This window comes from Streptomyces sp. NPDC002044, from assembly GCF_040296725.1.
Taxonomy (GTDB): Bacteria; Actinomycetota; Actinomycetes; order Streptomycetales; family Streptomycetaceae; genus Streptomyces; species Streptomyces antarcticus.
This window is the reverse complement of the sequence record NZ_JBEOXU010000018.1, coordinates 23,476-39,613: the sequence shown is the minus strand read 5'-3', so window position 1 is coordinate 39,613 and position 16,138 is coordinate 23,476. Positions and strand designations below refer to the sequence as shown.

The window sequence follows — 16,138 nt, the reverse complement described above, 5'->3', positions numbered from 1 at the left end:
GTGACGTCATTCGGCAAACCGACCACCCCAGAGCCCGCGGACCCCGCCTCCACCCCTTCCGAGGACCAGAAGGCGGTGACGCAGGCGGCGCTCTTCGACGCCTTCGGAGGCATCCGGGGCACCGTGGAGACGATGCTCCCCGGGCTGCTCTTCGTCATGATCTACACGATCAACAAGGACGTGAAGCTGTCCGCCATCGCGGCGGGCGCGGTCGCGGTCCTGCTGGTGATCGTGCGGCTGCTGCGCAAGGACACGGTGAAGCACGCCTTCAGCGGCGTCTTCGGCGTGGGCGTGGGCGTCGCCTTCGCCCTCTTCACCGGCAGCGCCAAGGGCTTCTACCTGCCGGGCATGATCTACGGCGTCGGCCTGGGCGCGGCGTTCACGATCTCGGCGCTGGTCGGCTTCCCGCTGCTGGGCGTGATGCTGGGGCCGGTCTTCAAGGAGAACCTGTCCTGGCGCACCCGCAACCCGGGCCGCAAGAAGGCGTACACCAAGGCCAGCCTGGCGTGGGGCCTGATCTTCCTCGCCAAGTACGCGATCCTCTTCCCGCTGTACTGGTGGGGCGACGCGACGCAGCTGGGCTGGGTGCTGATCGCGCTGAAGCTGCCGCCGATGGTGCTCGCGGTGTACTTCACCTGGCTCTTCCTGGCCAAGGCGCCGCCGCCGATCAACGTGATCGAGGAGTGGGAGGCCGAGGAGCGGGCCGAGAAGGCCGCGAAGGCGGCGAAGGCAGCCGCCAAGGAGCCCGGCCTCTGACAGCCGTGGGGCAGCCGGCAGAAGGCAGCCCGCAGAAGGCAGCACGAAGGGGGCGGGACGACCGGTCGGTCGTCCCGCCCCCTTCGTCGTCACCCACCGGACGGGCCTGTGGACGCGTCCTACGGGCGGCGGGCCTGGAGGAGGATCTCCAGCTGTTCCTCACGGGCCTGGGCGGCCACGAAGAGCAGCTCGTCGCCGGGCTCCAGGGTCTCCTCCCCGTGCGGGGTGAGCACCCGGTTGCCCCGGATGATCGTGACCAGCGAGGTGTCCTCGGGCCAGCTGATCTCGCTGATCTGGGTGCCCGCGACCGAGGAGTCGGGCGGCAGGGTCAGCTCGACGAGGTTGGCGTCGCCGTGGCTGAAGCGGAGCAGCCGTACGAGGTCGCCGACGCTGACGGCCTCCTCGACGAGCGCCGACATCAGGCGCGGCGTGGAGACGGCGACGTCGACGCCCCAGGACTCGTTGAAGAGCCACTCGTTCTTCGGGTTGTTGACGCGGGCCACCACGCGGGGGACCCCGTACTCGGTCTTGGCGAGCAGCGAGACGACGAGGTTGACCTTGTCGTCTCCGGTCGCCGCGATGACCACGTTGCAGCGCTGGAGCGCGGCCTCGTCCAGCGAGGTGATCTCACAGGCGTCGGCCAGCAGCCACTCGGCCCGCGGGACCCGCTCCACCGAGATGGCGGTCGGGGCCTTGTCGACGAGGAGCACCTCGTGTCCGTTCTCCAGCAGTTCGGCCGCGATGGACCGGCCCACCGCGCCCGCCCCGGCGATCGCGACCCTCATGCGTGTGCCTCCTCAGGCCCCTCGGCGAAGGCCGCCTCGACCTTGTCGATCTCGTCCGTGCGCATCATCACGTGGACGAGGTCGCCTTCCTGGAGCACCGTCGCGGACGTCGGCAGCACGGCCTCGCCCAGGCGGGTGAGGAACGCGACGCGCACGCCGGTCTCCTCCTGCAGCTTGCTCACCTTGTGGCCGATCCAGGCCGTGGAGGTGTGCACTTCCGCGAGCTGTACGCCGCCGCTGGGGTCACGCCACAGCGGCTCGGCGCCCGACGGCAGCAGCCGGCGGAGCATCTGGTCGGCGGTCCACCGCACGGTCGCGACGGTGGGGATGCCGAGGCGCTGGTAGACCTCGGCGCGCTTGGGGTCGTAGATGCGGGCGGCGACGTTCTCGACTCCGAACATCTCCCGGGCCACGCGGGCCGCGATGATGTTGGAATTGTCACCGCTGGAGACGGCCGCGAAAGCGCCCGCGTCCTCGATCCCGGCCTCCCTCAGGGTGTCCTGGTCGAAGCCGACACCGGTGACGCGGCGGCCGCCGAATCCGGCTCCCAGCCGGCGGAATGCGGTGGGGTCCTGGTCGACGACCGCGACCGTGTGTCCCTGCTGTTCCAGGGTCTGCGCGAGGGCGGAGCCCACTCTTCCGCAGCCCATGATGACGATGTGCACGGCCGTCCTTCCGGCTGTCAGCGCTCGCTGGTTCCCAGCCTCATTGCATGCTCTGGCATAACAGGGTCTCAGACCATGGCCCAAGCTACACACGGGCGGTCACGAGGGGGGCCTCTTGGCGGGGTCTCCCGCGATGTGGTCGCGGAGGAATCGCGAAGGGATCGCGATACGAGGGGGTGGGGGGTTCGTCAGCCCGATTTCGAACGCTTACGATCCTCTCCGTGTCCAAACTGACCGACGTGCCCAAACGGATCCTGATCGGCCGGGCGCTCCGCAGCGACCGCCTCGGAGAAACCCTCCTGCCCAAGCGGATCGCCCTACCCGTCTTCGCCTCCGACCCGCTCTCCTCCGTGGCGTACGCCCCGGGCGAGGTGCTGCTGGTCCTGTCGATCGCGGGCGTGTCGGCGTACCAGTTCAGCCCCTGGATCGCCCTCGCGGTGGTCGTCCTGATGTTCACCGTGGTGGCCTCCTACCGGCAGAACGTCCACGCCTATCCGAGCGGCGGCGGCGACTACGAGGTCGCGAACACCAACCTCGGGCCCCGGGCCGGTCTCACCGTGGCGAGCGCCCTGCTCGTGGACTACGTCCTGACGGTCGCCGTGTCGATCTCCTCCGGCGTCGAGAACCTCGGCTCGGCGGTCGATTTCGTTATCGAGCACAAGGTGCTCTCGGCGATGATCATGATTGTGCTCCTCACGCTCATGAACCTGCGCGGGGTGAAGGAGTCCGGGAATCTCTTCGCCATCCCGACGTACGTCTTCGTCGGCGCCGTCTACATCATGATCGCCTGGGGCGCCTACCAGGGCATCGTCCTCGACGAGACCATGAAGGCCCCCACCGCGGATCTGGAGATCAAACCCGAACACGAGGGACTGGCCGGCTTCGCGCTGCTCTTCCTGCTGCTGCGGGCCTTCTCCTCCGGCTGTGCGGCCCTGACCGGCGTCGAGGCCATCAGTAACGGCGTCCCCGCCTTCCGCAAGCCCAAGAGCAAGAACGCGGCCACCACCCTCGCCCTCATGGGCGGCCTGGCCGTCACCATGTTCTGCGGCATCATCGGCCTGGCCATGGCCACCGACGTCAAGATGGCCGAGAACCCCGCCACCGACCTGATCGATAACGGCGTCGCGGTCGGCTCCGACTACGTCCAGCACCCGGTGATCTCCCAGGTGGCCGAGGCGGTCTTCGGTGACGGCAGCTTCCTGTTCCTCGTGCTCGCCGCCGCCACCGCGCTGGTCCTCTTCCTGGCCGCCAATACCGCGTACAACGGATTCCCGCTGCTCGGCTCGATCCTCGCCCAGGACCGCTACCTGCCGCGCCAGTTGCACACCCGCGGCGACCGGCTGGCCTTCTCCAACGGCATCGTGCTCCTCTCCGGCGCCGCCATGCTGCTCGTGTGGGTCTACGACGCGGACTCGACCAAGCTGATCCAGCTCTACATCGTCGGCGTCTTCGTCTCCTTCACACTGAGCCAGATCGGCATGGTCCGGCACTGGAACCGCCACCTGAAGTCGGAGCGCGACCCGGCCGCCCGCCGCCGGATGCACCGCTCGCGGGCCATCAACACCTTCGGTGCCTTCTTCACCGGCATGGTCCTGGTCGTCGTCCTGGCGACGAAGTTCACCCACGGCGCCTGGGTCGCCCTGCTCGGCATGGTCATCTTCTACGGGACCATGAGCGCGATCCGTAAGCACTACGACCGGGTCTCCGCCGAGATCGCCGCCGCCGAGGGGCCGAGCGACGACAGCGTGCGGCCCTCCCGGGTCCACTCCATCGTCCTCGTCTCCAAGGTCCACAAGCCCACGCTGCGGGCCCTGGCCTTCGCCAAGCTGACCCGCTCGGACACCCTGGAAGCGCTCAGCATCAGCGTCGACCCGGTCGAGACCAAGGCGCTGCGCACCGAGTGGGACCGGCGCGGGATCAACGTCCCGCTCAAGATCCTCGACTCCCCGTACCGGGAGATCACCCGGCCGGTCGTCGAGTACGTGAAGGGCCTGCGCAGCGAGAACCCGCGCGACGCCGTCAGCGTCTACATCCCCGAGTACGTCGTCGGCCGCTGGTACGAGCACCTGCTGCACAACCAGAGCGCGCTGCGACTGAAGGGCCGGCTGCTCTTCACGCCCGGTGTGATGGTCACCTCGGTGCCCTACCAGCTGGAGTCCTCCGAGCTGGCCAAGCGGCGGGCCAAGAAGCGCCAGGACTGGAACGCCCCGGGCGCCGTGCGGCGCGGGCCCGTCGACACCCCGCGCCCGCCGAAGGCGAAGGCGCCGCCGAAGAACCCTTCGGCGAAGTAGCGGGGCGGGGCGCGGCCCGGGGCGGGCTCGGCGCGGGGCCGGGTGCGGGCCGGGCGGGACGGTTGGCGAACGGCCGGACGAGATCCACGTAAACTGGTGGGTCGGTCGTCCGGCCGTTCCCTTTCATTTTTGGAGTCTCCCCACCATGACCGAGCAGAACGAGAAGCAGTCACTGGTCGGGGAGGAGTACGAGGTCGAGGTCGGTCCCGTCGCGCACGGCGGCCACTGCATCGCCCGGACCGCCGAGGGCCGGGTCCTGTTCGTCCGCCACACCCTGCCCGGCGAGAAGGTCGTCGCCAAGGTCACCGAGGGCGACGCCGACTCGCGTTTCCTGCGCGCCGACGCGATCACCGTCCTGGACCCCTCCAAGGACCGCACCCCGGCCCCCTGCCCGTACTCCGGCCCCGGCAAGTGCGGCGGCTGCGACTGGCAGCACGCCAAGCCCGGAGCGCAGCGCCGGCTCAAGGGCGAGGTCGTCGCCGAGCAGCTGCTGCGCCTCGCCGGGCTCACCCCGGAGCAGGCCGGCTGGGACGGCACCGTCATGCCGGCCGAGGGCGACAAGCTGCCGGCGGGCGAGGTCCCGCAGTGGCGCACCCGGGTGCAGTTCGCGATCGACGAGGACGGCAACGCGGGCCTGCGCAAGCACCGCTCGCACGACATCGAGCTCATCGACCACTGCCTGATCGCCGCTCCCGGCGTCAGCGAACTGGGCATCGAGAAGCAGGACTGGCCGCAGATGGCCACGGTCGAGGCGATCGCGGCGACCGGCTCCCAGGACCGTCAGGTCGTCCTGACCCCCCGCCCCGGCGGCCGCCTCCCGCTCGTGGAGCTGGACAAGCCCGTCTCGGTCCTGCGCGTCGAGGAGAAGGACGGCGGGGTCCACCGGGTCCACGGCCGCCCCTTCGTGCGCGAGCGCGCGGACGGCCGTACGTACCGCGTGGGCATGGGCGGCTTCTGGCAGGTCCACCCCCAGGCCGCCGACACCCTGATCAAGGCCGTCATGCAGGGCCTGATGCCGCGCAAGGGCGAGATGGCCCTCGACCTGTACTGCGGCGTCGGCGTCTTCGCCGGAGCCCTGGCGGAGCGCCTCGGCGAGACGGGTGCCGTGCTCGGCATCGAGTCGACGAAGCGCGCGGTCGAGGACGCCCGGCACAACCTGGAGGACTTCCCCCGGGTCCGCATCGAGCAGGGCAAGGTCGAGCAGATCCTCCCGAAGACCGGGATCACGGAGTGCGACCTGGTCGTCCTGGACCCGCCCCGCGCGGGCGCCGGCAAGCAGACGGTCCGCCACATCGCGGGCCTCTCGGCCCGCCGCATCGCGTACGTGGCCTGCGACCCGGCGGCCCTGGCCCGCGACCTGGGCTACTTCAAGGAGAACGGCTACCGCCTGCGCACGCTGCGGGTCTTCGACCTGTTCCCGATGACGCACCACGTGGAGTGCGTCGCGATCCTGGAGCCGGTGGCCAAGGGCGCCTGACCTGCAGGTTCGGGTGGTGTGCGTTATGTGCGCTGTGGGCGTTACGGGCGATATCTTGACGCACGTTTGACGCACGCGGCGCATGTTTGACGCACGTTTGACGCATGTTCTGATTGGTTGTCAGGTACGAAAGGTGTGCTGCTAATCCGGCTCTGAGCGAGCTGGCAGCACCCTTCTCGGTCACCGCAGTGGGAGATCGCAGGCCGGTCCTGCCTCATGTCTACGGTTGCGGATAGCGCGGAGCCGGATCGGGTGTAGGTCGTACTGGGACTACATCCTTAGACGGGCTGCGGCAGCTTCAGGGCCCTGTCCACTGGCCCGTGGGGGAGGGTGAGCAGCGGGTCTCCTTGCCGTCGTGGGTAGCCTCTCCGAGCAAGAATGCGGGCTGTTTACTGATCGGAGTGGTGCGAGGCGGACCCTTCACGGGAGCAACTTGGGCGGAGTGCTTGGAAGGCGCCTGGTGCATGATTCTGCATCCGTGGCCCGACCTGCTTTAACCCGCCGCAGGCATCCGGGCAGGACTTGAACCTGCGGCCAAGCGCTTAGAAGGCACCTGTCGTTTCCATGGCTCAACCGTTGGCACCCCGGCCTTCGGCGTCGAGGTGCCCGTCGTCGCGCACAAGCTGGCAGATCCCGAGAAGGGCTCAGGGATCGCCATGGTGTGCACCTTCGGCGATATCACCGACGTGACATGGTGGCGCGAGCTACAACTGGAGACCCGCCCGGTGATCGGCTGGGACGGCCGGTTCACGGCCGAGCCTCCCGTCGGCCTGGACTCGGAGCGAGCACGCACCGCGTACGCACAGCTGGCCGGCGCCACCGCGCACACAGCCCGGGAGCGGGTCGTGGCGATGCTGCGGGCGAGTGGAGAGATGGAGGGCGAGCCCCGCCCGATCACGCATGCGGTGAGGTGACGGAACCGTTGGACCGGGCGATGCTCGCCGAACTCGCGGCCACGGTTGACGAGGCCACCGCAGCGTTCGAGGACTTTAACTATGTGCGCGCCCTCGAGCGTACGGAGCAGTTCTTCTGGCGCTTCTGCGACGACTACCTGGAACTGGTGAAGACACGCGCCTACGGCGAGCACGATGACGAGGCGGGCACAGGGTCGGCCCGCGCGGCGCTGATGACCGCCCACGACACGCTGCTGCGCCTGTTTGCTCCGGTCCTGCCATTCGTGACGGAGGAGGCATGGTCGTGGCGGGCAGAAGGCTCGGTGCATCGCGCCGCCTGGCCGGCTGCGGACGAGCTCCGTCAGATGGCCGACGGCGTGGACGGTGAGCTGTTGGCCACCGCGGCGGACGTCATTGCGGCGGTCCGAAAGGCCAAGTCCGAGGCGCAGGTGTCCATGCGCACAGATGTGGCCAGGGCCGTCATCTCCGGGTCCCGCGCGGCACTCGACCGGTTCGCTCTGGTTCACGCCGACGTGCGGGCTGCGGGCCGCATTGGTGCCGTGGACCAGCAGGTGGGAGATGGGACGTTGACCGTGCAGGTCAGTCTCTGACGGTGTGTGGCGCATGGTGGAAGATCCCGACCTGGGCTTCGATCATGCGCCGGTGACTACTGGCCTCCTGGTGGCGCGGGACAGTCGCGATAACCGGCACCAGGCACGGACCGCGCACAGCGTCCCGATGGGCGTCTGGCAGTTACCCGATGTCCGGCAAGCCTTGGACAACCGAGAATTCGGGCGTATGTGCCAGTTGATCAGACAGCACGGCGGGATCCGCCAAGACGACATAGCCGCAATCACCGGCTTGAGCCGAGCCTTCCTGTCGATGCGCGAGTCCGGAGCCCGCAAGCTGACCAACATCGACAAGATCATTCAACTGCTGGATGGTCTGCAAGCTCCGCCAGAACTCACCGGACCGATGCTGCGGCCTAGCATCCATCACCAGCTTCGTGGCTCAGCGTCGACGGCTCTCTCGCGGCGCTGACTCGCTGTCTTCGCCGCCTACGAAGACAGCACCACCGCCCGGAACCTCGCAGCCAACACAACGTCGTAGCACTCAACGGGCATCTGTCCGGTTCCGAAGATTCACTTACCCAAACCGCGCCGGATGGCGAGTTCCACGGGCGAATAACGTCCATCCGGCCGTTCGAGCCGATACTGCTCAGCCGGGCACAGCGGCGGCTGTGCCATGAACCGGGACATCCCACGATGAGGGTGGGCAGCGTGCACCAGAAACGGGTGATACATGTAGACGTCGCCCGCCTCACCCCGGCCAGGACCTGGCAGATGACGGCAAGGGCCATGCGGAACAACGCTGATCATGCAGCACGCCGTCGAGCATCACCCGCGTGATATCACCGCTGAGATGTGCCCTTCCGGTGATTCCAGAGCACCCTCATGGACGGGCCAACGCGCCAACGGGTGCCGACACCTCATCCGCGGGTCAGTTACTCCGGGCGAATGGCACACATCGTTTTCGGCAGAGCAATGAGGCGTCGGCGCTGGGTGCGCTCCAAATGAGCTGTCGGCCGACCTGATGCGGTTGTTCGTGCCGCCGAGCTGGCCGAGACCCACTGCACCGACACCCTCCGTTGGGGCAGAAGGAGCTGAGCTTCAGCTGTGCATTACCGCAGCAGACCTTCGAGGTCGTCTACCGCGACCAGGTTCACTGCCAGGCCGTGGTCCGTCCCGTACGCGAGCGGCCCCGTGCCCGGCCCCAGGCTCCGCACTTCCCCCGAGGGGACGACCGCACCGACCCGGCGCGCCACATCGACAGCGGAGGAAGAGCATGCAGGTGAGCATCGTGGTTGCGGTGCGGGGCAATACCGGCGCTCTGGGCGGCCTGGTCAGGGCCGTCCGGGCACAGGACTATCCGGCTGGGGACCTTGAGTTGGTAATGGTGGACAACCATCCGGTGCCGGTGCTGCCGCCAGGCCGGTACCGGTTGGGGCCGATGCCATGCCGGGTCGTCCACGAGACGCGGCCGGGGCTGTCGCGGGCGCGCAATGCCGGGATCCGCCAGGCGCGCGGTGAGATCGTGCTGATCACCGATGCGGATGCCCGTCCCGAATCGGACTGGGCTCGGCGGATGGTCGCCGCGCTGGGGGCGACGGGGGCGTACTGCGCGGGCGGCAAGGTCGCCCCACGCTTCACCGGTGGGGCTTCGGTCGATGTGCCGGCCGACGTACTTCAATTATTCGTGCCGCCTACGTGGCCACGGGTCACTACGGAACTCGCCGCCCCGTACTGGGTAGTCGGCTGCAATCTGGCGATCCGCCGGAGCCCGCTACCGCAGTTCGACACTCGGCTCGGTGTCACCGGTCGGCGGCATCTGAGCTGCGAGGAACTGGAGTTCACCGTCCGTGCCCAGCGCGGCGGGCATCTGGTGGTCGTCGTGCCGGACGCTGTGGTTCACCGCGCGATCCATCCGGCCGACCTGACGACCGTCTCTGTGCAGGGACGTGCTCTGTGGCACGGCGTGTCAGTGGCTCGGCTGCTGGCCATTCACCCTGGCGCGGACATCTACGACAGCTACCGGCTGCGCGACGCGCTCGCCCCCGCACGGCTGCGTAGCCGTACAGGCCGCCGCAGCGCGGTGGCCGACCTCGCAAGGGTCGTGGGGCTGCGGGCGGAACGACTCCGGCTGGCGGTGGCTGGGCTGAGCGCACATACCGCGAGCGCGGGGGAGTCCGCGACGAAGGAGGAGGTCTTCCATGGGTGACACGCCTATAGCGGTGGGGTTGAACCTTGGGCACGACGGCGGGTGCGCGATCGTGGCCGGGGACCGGGTAGTGGCGATCGCCGAGGAACGGTTGAACCGCGCCCGGTACAGCGGCGGTTGGCAAGCTGCCCTCGCCTATTGCCTGGATGCCGCCGACCTCACCCTCGCGGACGTCGGCATCGTGGTGTTCTCGTGCGTCGGCCCCCGTCTGGAAGACGCCTTCACGGGCGGTCTTGAGCGGTACGGGGTGGATCCTCGCCGGATCGTGTCCGTCGACCACCACATGTCCCACGCCTACGGTGCGTTCTGTCTGTCCGGCGCCGACGAGGCGCTGGTCGTGGTCGCGGATGGATCGGGCAACGACCACCAGACCGAGAGCTACTTCCTCGCCGACCGTACGGGGCTGACCCGGGTGGGAGGGAACCGTGCAGGCAGGCCTCGTGCCGGCGGAATCGGCGCGACGTACGAGGCGGTGACGAACTGGCTCGGGTTCGACGGGCAGGAGTCCGGCAAGACCATGGCCCTCGCCTCGTACGGTGACCCCAAGGCCATCGACCTCCCGCTCTTCGACGTCATCGACGCCCACGTAGAAGGTCACCTGGAACGGACCCACGACCGAGGGCTGGCGGAGTTCGCCGCTGCGTCCGGGCTCGATCTCGGCATGCCCTACGCCTGGAGCGAGCCCCGGGCGCGTGACCTGGCCGCCTGGGTCCAGGCACAGACCGAGGACGCCCTCGTCGGCGTCGTCACCCATCTGATGGCCGAGCACCGGCAGACCAACGTGTGCTTCTCCGGCGGGGTCGCGATGAACTGCGTCGCCAACGAGGCGATCCGTCGCCGCACCGGCGCCAACCTGTTCGTGCCCCCGCCGGCCTCGGACCGTGGCCAGGCCCTCGGCAATGCCCTCTGCGGCATCCACCGGCTCACTGGGAGCGTGCCGAGCCTGCCGCTCGCCGGACGGGACTCCTTCGGTCGCATCTACACCGACGACGAAATCCACCTCGCGCTGCGCCGGCACCCTTTCTCCGGCCTGGCCGAGCGGCATCCGCACCGGCCCTTCGCGTACCGGCGCGAGTCCGATCCGGCCTTCGCGGCGGCCGAGTTGATCGCGCAGGGCAAGCTGATCGGCTGGTTCGACGGCGGCAGTGAACTCGGCGCCCGTGCCCTCGGGTCCCGCAGCATTCTTGCCGACCCCCGCCAGGAGGCGACGCGGGACGTGCTCAACACCAGGGTCAAGCACCGCGAGTTCTTCCGCCCGTTCGCCCCTGCGGTGCTGGCCGAGCACGCTGGCACGTGGTTCGAGATCGACCGGGCCAGCCCCTACATGCTCTTCGCCCCGCAGGTCCGCGCACCGCATCGGGACCAACTCGCCGCGGTCACCCACGTCGACGGCAGTGCTCGCGTCCAGACTGTCGACCGCACCGTCCATCCGGCCTTCCATCGGCTGATCGCCCGACTCGGGGATCTTACCGGCGTGCCCGTCGTGCTGAACACTTCCTTCAACGACACTGAGCCGATCGTGGAAACCCCGGCGCACGCGGTGGCCACGTTCTGCCACACCGACCTGGATGCCCTCGTTTTCAGCAGCGGCTTCGTGGCGGTGAAGACCGGTGCCTGAACCCCGCCAGCGGCTTCGGGTCGTGGTGCTCTTCGACACCGCCGGATTTCAACGCTCCCTTCCCCTGACTGGAGCCGCCGCTCGGACCCTGCACCTGAACCGGCACCTGTCCAAAGCCGGGGCGGAGGTCACGCTGCTGCTGTGCGACCTCAACCCCCGCTCCAGACCGACCAGCCACTGGCCATTCCCGGTGCGCTATTTGCCGTACGAGGCACTGTACGAGGACACAGACCCGCTCACCGCGCACGTGAAGGACCTCGCCCCCGACGTGCTGGTGATGTCCAACACCCAACTGACCGTCCGCTACGGACGCGCCCTCGCATGCGCCGCCGGGGCCGCCCTGTTGTACGAGATGCACGACGACGAGGCCGCCGTCGCCCGGACGATCGGCAGCGGTGAGTGGGAGTGCCGCCAGGCCGCCGTACTGCAAGCCGCCGCCGTGGCTACGGCCGATGCCGTGATCGCCTTCACCGGCCGTGACGCTGACCTCGCGGCCGCTCTGCGCGCGGCGGCGGTGCACGTGGTGCCGTGTGGAGTGGAGCCCGGCCCGGCCCCACTTCGCGAGCGGGAGACTGCGGGCTCGGCGGCGTTCGTTGGCAACCTCTACTACGAGCCGAACGCCCGCGCCGCCGCTTTCCTTCGTACCCGGCTCGCCCCCGCACTGGCGCCGCGGGGCGGGTCCGTCGACGTGTACGGCCGGTACCCGCGAGCCTTGCGCGCCCTCGGCACCGGCAGCACCGTGCGGCTGCACGGCCCCGTCCCAGATCTGCCGTCCGCACTGTCGACCGCGGAAGTAGGCTTGGCCCCGCTGGACTCCGGCGGCGGGATGAAACTGAAAGTGCTCCAGTACATGGCCGCCGGCCTGCCGGTCGTCGGCACTGCCGAGGCCTTCGCGGGTCTGCCGGACCCGGGCAGCTTCGCGTTGGTCTCCAGTGACCCGTCCATGGCCGACATGCCCGGTCTGGTCGCCCGCCTACTGGACGACGCAACCCTCCGGCGTCGGCTTGGCACCGCCGGACGCCAACTGATCGAGACCGAGTTCTCCTGGGCAACAGCGGCCGGGCTGGCGCTGCGCGCATACCAATCCGCATGCGGGATCGCAGTAACACCAACAGCCCCGGCGACCGGGGCGGGCGACATCCGGGAACTGGCAGGCCGGACACCATACTGGCTGCACGAATGGCGAACACTGGAGGAACCCATCATGGGCGACACGCCTGCACCGGCGACCGGCCGCGAGCACCCGGTGCTGGCACGGCTTGCGAGCGAGATCGACTGCGCCCGCCAAGCCGCCGAATCCGCACTCGACACGGTCTTCGACCATGCCGCGATCGTTGGCTACGGCGGCCGGTCCATGGTCTTCCTGTCCAAGACCGCTGTCCTGAAGATCTACACACACCGGCCCACCGAACGGGCCCGCCGCGAGATCATCGGCCTCCGTCTCTGTGGGCAGGTACCGGGGCTGCGCGTGCCCGAAGTCGTTGGCCACGACGATGTCGAAGGCGCCCTTTCATGGGTGGCCGCCACCCGCCTGGACGGCACCGCTCCCGACGACATCCACAACCAGGACGAGACGCGGACGCTCGGCGCAGTCGCGGCCCGTCTCCACAATCTGCCCGTCGATGCCCTCGCCGGGCTGCCGGCCTTCGGCCGGAACATCCGGCCCCTCGACGTTGACGCGCACCCAGTACGGGCCCGCCTGTCCGCTGTCCTCGCCAAAATCGAAGCCGTCCAACAGGCATCGTGCGTATCGGGATTCGTGCACGGTGACTACTCCGCCCGCAACTTGCTGCTCACCCCCGGCCTTCCGCCCGGCGTGATCGATTTCGAAGGCTGCGGCGTGGGGTGCGTGTACGAAGACCTCACCAACCTGTACGTCCAGAACTGCCTGATCGACGGCCGCGAGGCGGCTCTCGCCCTGTCCTGCTACGAGGATGAGGGCGCCCGCCTCGGCCGCACTTCAGGCTTGGACGCCCGGCACCTGTTGTGGCACACCGCTCGCTACTTCCGCTGGGTCCTGCAGTGGGCCGTCGAGATCGACACCTCACTCGCCGACCAGATCACCGCACTCGCCCCCCGCGTCCTCGTCGCCCTGGAAGCCGAAGGGACGCCCCAGCTGTGATCGTCCTGGACGGCATGCCTGGCGCTGGCAAGACCACCCTGCTCCTTCGGCTCAGGACCGCGTTACCGCACCACCTGCTGGTCTTCCCCGAGGCTCAGCCCCCGGAGGACAGCTCCTCGGATGCCGAGACCGCCCGGATCCTTCTGGTCAAGGCCCGCGACCGCCTCGAAACCGCTCGGCACCTGGCGCGGACCCGCCCGGATCTGACCGTCGCCTCCGACCGGTGCCACATTGGGGTCCTCGCGTACCGGTACGCGCTGGCCGCCACAGACCGTGCCCCGAGCGGCGATTTCGAGCACGCACTGGCTCTGTGTCACGACCTCAAGCTCCTACGCCCGCAACCGGACCTCATCCTCCTGGTCCTGATGACCGACCCCGGCACCTCGATATCCCGACGGGCCGCATACGCGGACGACCAGCGATACAGCCTGTGGTTCGACCACGGCTTCCTCACCGCCTACCGCGACTTCCTCGACAACCTGCCGGTCTGGCTCCCCACCACTACCTTCACCGCGCTGGACGTCACCGGCACCTCCGGCTGGCCGACCCTGCTCGACGCGCTGCCGTCCCACCTCGTCCGCCGGCTCCTGCCGGGAGAAGCACTGATCGACTCATCTTCGGAGGCGGTATGACACAGGCGCCCACAGCTGCGACCACCCGCCGCCTCCTGACTGCTCTGGCACCCCCTCCCGACGACACGGCCACCTCCGAGGCGGCGGACGGCCTCCGAGCCACAACCGAAGAGATTCGGGCCTTCCTCGCCGAAGCCGACAAACGCGACACACAGGCCATGCGGGCCGAGGTCCTGCACGAGTGGCGGAACACCCTGGACCGATTCCATCGCGAATTGGAAGAGGCCGACCCTGGCGAATGGTCGCACTGGCGACTGCCGGGGACCTGGCTCGACTCCCACCTCCGCCTGCGCTCGCTGATCGCCCACGAGGTCGGCAAGGCATACTGGGACGACCGGGCTGAGATCCGCTACGCGGACATCGACGTCGAACGCTACCTGTGGGGCGCCCGATGACCCCGGCATCCGCTCAGGAGAAGCCCGTGGACAAGTACCTGCGCACCGCAGCCGTCCTGCACGACCTGCTGGGCGGCACAGGCAACATCGTCTCCTTGGCGCATTGCGTCACCCGGCTACGGCTCACCCTCACCGACCGCGCCCAGGTCGACGACACTGCACTGCGAGCCCATCCGGCCGTCCTGGGAGTGCTGGAACGGGACACCTTCCAGATCGTCGTCGGCCCGGCCGCCGTCACCCCACTGGCCGCTGCCCTTGCCCAACTCCTGGCCGACTCGTAACCGCAACCTGCCGGGGCGGCGCAGCGGGTCGTCACCGCCAGCCGGTCCGGTACGCAGTCCATGCGAGCGCCGCCGCAGCCTCCCGGTCCTGATAGGCCCGCAGGACGGGCCGCGACGGGCGGCGGCGCGCCAACTCCCAATGTCCGGCAACCGATACGGCCAGCGCCGTGACCGCATCGGGATGCGCTGACTCCCATGCAGGAATCCCGGCCAGGGCTGCTTCCGCCGATGCCGGCGTGTGGCCATCCATGATCAGGTACGGGATGATCCAGGCCGTGTCGAACCACGCAGCCCCGCGATACCCGAACGCCCAATCGACGACGAACACCTCTCCACCGGCGTGCTCGCGGACCATATTGTCCGGCCGCAGATCAGCGTGTAGAAGAGTGTCGCCCTCCGCCGCGGACATCCACCGCGTCTCCCACTCGACCATGTTGGCCAGGTGCCGCACACACCACGGCGCAAGATCGCTCGGCGGCTCGGCGGCCAGCATCCGCCAGCAGTTGGAGACCCGGGCCATCGCCTCGGCCACCGGCCGCGCACCGGCATACGGACACGGCGAGAGCACCTCCCCCATGGACGCCACTGTGTCCAGGACAGCCGGCAGATCGGCAGAGCCCGGAGCCAGGCTGGGATGACGCCCGTCGATGTCATCGAACAGCAGCAGAACCCAGTCCTCGACCCCACCCGACCACAGCAGCGCCGGCGAGGAGAAGCCGAGCGGAACGGCCGCCGCAACGGCCGCCTCCTGTTCGTACATTCCCGCCAGCGGATGCCCCGTCGGCATGCCCTTAACGAAGACCCACCGACCGTCTGCCAGAAGAAGCCGGGCAGCCAGACCAGAAGTAAAACCGCCCTCCTGTGACTCGGCCCGCAACACCGAGGCGCCGCAGCGCCCCTTGATCTCACCGAGCACTGCGGGCGGGAGATCCTGCCATGTCCGCCGAGGCTCTGAACCAGCACGCATCCGTACTTCTCCTGTGTCATTTGCGCATGGTGGGTGAGATCGTTCCGTGAAGGGGATGACGCGCCCGCCGGTGGAAACCGCAATGCAGCCACGAGATGTGTCCGCTCGTTACGCCACAGGTGTGCCAACAGCGGTGCGTAAGGGTGGGGGCCGGCCTGGGTGGGGGCAGCTCAGGCTGCTTGATGCTCGATTCGTGTAGGTGCACTGGTTATTGGCGTGGGATGCTCTGCAGCGGCATCAGAGTGTGAGGCGGTCACGGCTGCGGTCTCCTCTACGGAAGCGGGGATTGCCAGTTCGAACCAAGTTTTCTTCCCCGCTGTACAAGGCTGTGAGCCCCACTCGGTTGCCAATGCGTCAAGAGGAAGAGACCCCGCACATTTTCGTCCATCGCCTCGGCCTGGGACGGACGTACCAAGGTGGGGTCTACGTCGGTGACTTCCACGCGCAGCGGCTCTCCGGTCCACTGCACGGACACCAC

At 68.8% G+C, this 16,138-nt stretch carries 15 protein-coding genes, 1 tRNA gene and 1 pseudogene; 12 read left to right on the top strand and 5 right to left on the bottom strand.

Annotation, left to right across the window (positions count from 1 at the left end; genetic code table 11):
• A complete protein-coding gene (locus ABT106_RS07425) occupies positions 1 to 756 on the top strand; it encodes a DUF3159 domain-containing protein (protein ID WP_351273637.1) in 756 nt (251 codons plus the stop codon).
• Between the two features lie 119 nt (positions 757 to 875).
• On the opposite strand, the gene ABT106_RS07420 is transcribed toward ABT106_RS07425, so the two are convergent.
• Both ABT106_RS07420 and ABT106_RS07415 read right to left on the bottom strand, forming a co-directional pair.
• On the bottom strand, positions 876 to 1,541 hold the full coding sequence (locus ABT106_RS07420) for a potassium channel family protein (protein WP_351273635.1): 666 nt from the start codon (positions 1,539 to 1,541) through the stop codon (positions 876 to 878).
• Entirely contained in the window at positions 1,538 to 2,206 is a 669-nt protein-coding gene (locus tag ABT106_RS07415) for a potassium channel family protein (protein WP_267723707.1), read from the bottom strand. Before ABT106_RS07415 ends, ABT106_RS07420 begins: the two co-directional genes overlap by 4 nt.
• Positions 2,207 to 2,427: 221 nt before the next feature.
• On the opposite strand from ABT106_RS07415, the gene ABT106_RS07410 reads away from it, so the two are divergent.
• Together ABT106_RS07410 and ABT106_RS07405 are read left to right on the top strand one after the other, a co-directional pair.
• Entirely contained in the window at positions 2,428 to 4,497 is a 2,070-nt protein-coding gene (locus ABT106_RS07410) for an APC family permease (protein WP_351273632.1), read from the top strand.
• Between the two features lie 145 nt (positions 4,498 to 4,642).
• Positions 4,643 to 5,974, top strand: a complete 1,332-nt coding sequence (locus ABT106_RS07405; RefSeq protein ID WP_351273629.1) for a class I SAM-dependent RNA methyltransferase — start codon at positions 4,643 to 4,645, stop codon at positions 5,972 to 5,974.
• Between the two features lie 514 nt (positions 5,975 to 6,488).
• Here the strand turns inward: ABT106_RS07405 and ABT106_RS07400 are convergent.
• A tRNA-Arg gene (locus tag ABT106_RS07400) sits at positions 6,489 to 6,549 on the bottom strand.
• Between the two features lie 27 nt (positions 6,550 to 6,576).
• On the opposite strand from ABT106_RS07400, the gene ABT106_RS07395 reads away from it, so the two are divergent.
• From ABT106_RS07395 to ABT106_RS07385, 3 genes are read left to right on the top strand one after another with little or no spacing between them, the layout of a single operon-like run.
• The gene (locus ABT106_RS07395; protein WP_351273627.1) at positions 6,577 to 6,888 is read left to right on the top strand and encodes a hypothetical protein; all 312 of its coding nucleotides are present in this window, start codon (positions 6,577 to 6,579) and stop codon (positions 6,886 to 6,888) included.
• Between the two features lie 20 nt (positions 6,889 to 6,908).
• Positions 6,909 to 7,478: a class I tRNA ligase family protein gene (locus ABT106_RS07390; RefSeq protein WP_351273624.1), complete on the top strand. Its 570-nt coding sequence runs from the start codon at positions 6,909 to 6,911 to the stop codon at positions 7,476 to 7,478.
• Between the two features lie 13 nt (positions 7,479 to 7,491).
• Positions 7,492 to 7,908, top strand: coding sequence for a helix-turn-helix domain-containing protein (locus tag ABT106_RS07385; protein ID WP_351273622.1), 417 nt, complete (start codon positions 7,492 to 7,494; stop codon positions 7,906 to 7,908).
• A 101-nt stretch (positions 7,909 to 8,009) separates the two neighbouring features.
• Here ABT106_RS07385 and ABT106_RS07380 read toward each other — a convergent pair.
• Positions 8,010 to 8,192, bottom strand: a pseudogene (locus ABT106_RS07380) (phytanoyl-CoA dioxygenase); the annotation flags it as partial.
• Between the two features lie 520 nt (positions 8,193 to 8,712).
• Here ABT106_RS07380 and ABT106_RS07375 point away from each other — a divergent pair.
• The 6 genes from ABT106_RS07375 to ABT106_RS07350 are packed head-to-tail and all read left to right on the top strand — an operon-like array spanning position 8,713 to position 14,693.
• Positions 8,713 to 9,645 (top strand): glycosyltransferase, encoded by a 933-nt coding sequence (locus ABT106_RS07375; RefSeq protein WP_351273619.1) that lies wholly within the window; start codon positions 8,713 to 8,715, stop codon positions 9,643 to 9,645.
• Positions 9,638 to 11,263: a carbamoyltransferase family protein gene (locus tag ABT106_RS07370; RefSeq protein WP_351273617.1), complete on the top strand. Its 1,626-nt coding sequence runs from the start codon at positions 9,638 to 9,640 to the stop codon at positions 11,261 to 11,263. Before ABT106_RS07375 ends, ABT106_RS07370 begins: the two co-directional genes overlap by 8 nt.
• 22 nt (positions 11,264 to 11,285) lie before the next feature.
• Positions 11,286 to 13,385: a phosphotransferase gene (locus ABT106_RS07365; RefSeq protein WP_351273614.1), complete on the top strand. Its 2,100-nt coding sequence runs from the start codon at positions 11,286 to 11,288 to the stop codon at positions 13,383 to 13,385.
• Between the two features lie 14 nt (positions 13,386 to 13,399).
• Complete coding sequence (locus ABT106_RS07360; RefSeq protein ID WP_351273612.1) at positions 13,400 to 14,017, top strand: hypothetical protein; 618 nt, start codon at positions 13,400 to 13,402, stop codon at positions 14,015 to 14,017.
• On the top strand, positions 14,014 to 14,412 hold the full coding sequence (locus tag ABT106_RS07355) for a hypothetical protein (protein ID WP_351273610.1): 399 nt from the start codon (positions 14,014 to 14,016) through the stop codon (positions 14,410 to 14,412). Before ABT106_RS07360 ends, ABT106_RS07355 begins: the two co-directional genes overlap by 4 nt.
• Entirely contained in the window at positions 14,409 to 14,693 is a 285-nt protein-coding gene (locus ABT106_RS07350; protein ID WP_351273607.1) for a PTS glucose/sucrose transporter subunit IIB, read from the top strand. The genes ABT106_RS07355 and ABT106_RS07350 overlap by 4 nt, the downstream gene beginning before the upstream one ends.
• A gap of 31 nt (positions 14,694 to 14,724) precedes the next feature.
• On the opposite strand, the gene ABT106_RS07345 is transcribed toward ABT106_RS07350, so the two are convergent.
• Positions 14,725 to 15,609: a phosphotransferase gene (locus ABT106_RS07345; protein ID WP_351273604.1), complete on the bottom strand. Its 885-nt coding sequence runs from the start codon at positions 15,607 to 15,609 to the stop codon at positions 14,725 to 14,727.
• Positions 15,610 to 16,138 lie beyond the last annotated feature (529 nt).

Coding starts and splice junctions, on each gene's coding strand:
- ABT106_RS07420 (WP_351273635.1), bottom strand. CDS start 1,541: ATGAGGGTCGCGATCGCCGGGGCGGGCGCGGTGGGCCGGTCCATCGCG.
- ABT106_RS07405 (WP_351273629.1), top strand. CDS start 4,643: ATGACCGAGCAGAACGAGAAGCAGTCACTGGTCGGGGAGGAGTACGAG.
- ABT106_RS07390 (WP_351273624.1), top strand. CDS start 6,909: ATGCTCGCCGAACTCGCGGCCACGGTTGACGAGGCCACCGCAGCGTTC.
- ABT106_RS07385 (WP_351273622.1), top strand. CDS start 7,492: ATGGTGGAAGATCCCGACCTGGGCTTCGATCATGCGCCGGTGACTACT.
- ABT106_RS07375 (WP_351273619.1), top strand. CDS start 8,713: ATGCAGGTGAGCATCGTGGTTGCGGTGCGGGGCAATACCGGCGCTCTG.
- ABT106_RS07370 (WP_351273617.1), top strand. CDS start 9,638: ATGGGTGACACGCCTATAGCGGTGGGGTTGAACCTTGGGCACGACGGC.
- ABT106_RS07360 (WP_351273612.1), top strand. CDS start 13,400: ATGCCTGGCGCTGGCAAGACCACCCTGCTCCTTCGGCTCAGGACCGCG.
- ABT106_RS07355 (WP_351273610.1), top strand. CDS start 14,014: ATGACACAGGCGCCCACAGCTGCGACCACCCGCCGCCTCCTGACTGCT.
- ABT106_RS07350 (WP_351273607.1), top strand. CDS start 14,409: ATGACCCCGGCATCCGCTCAGGAGAAGCCCGTGGACAAGTACCTGCGC.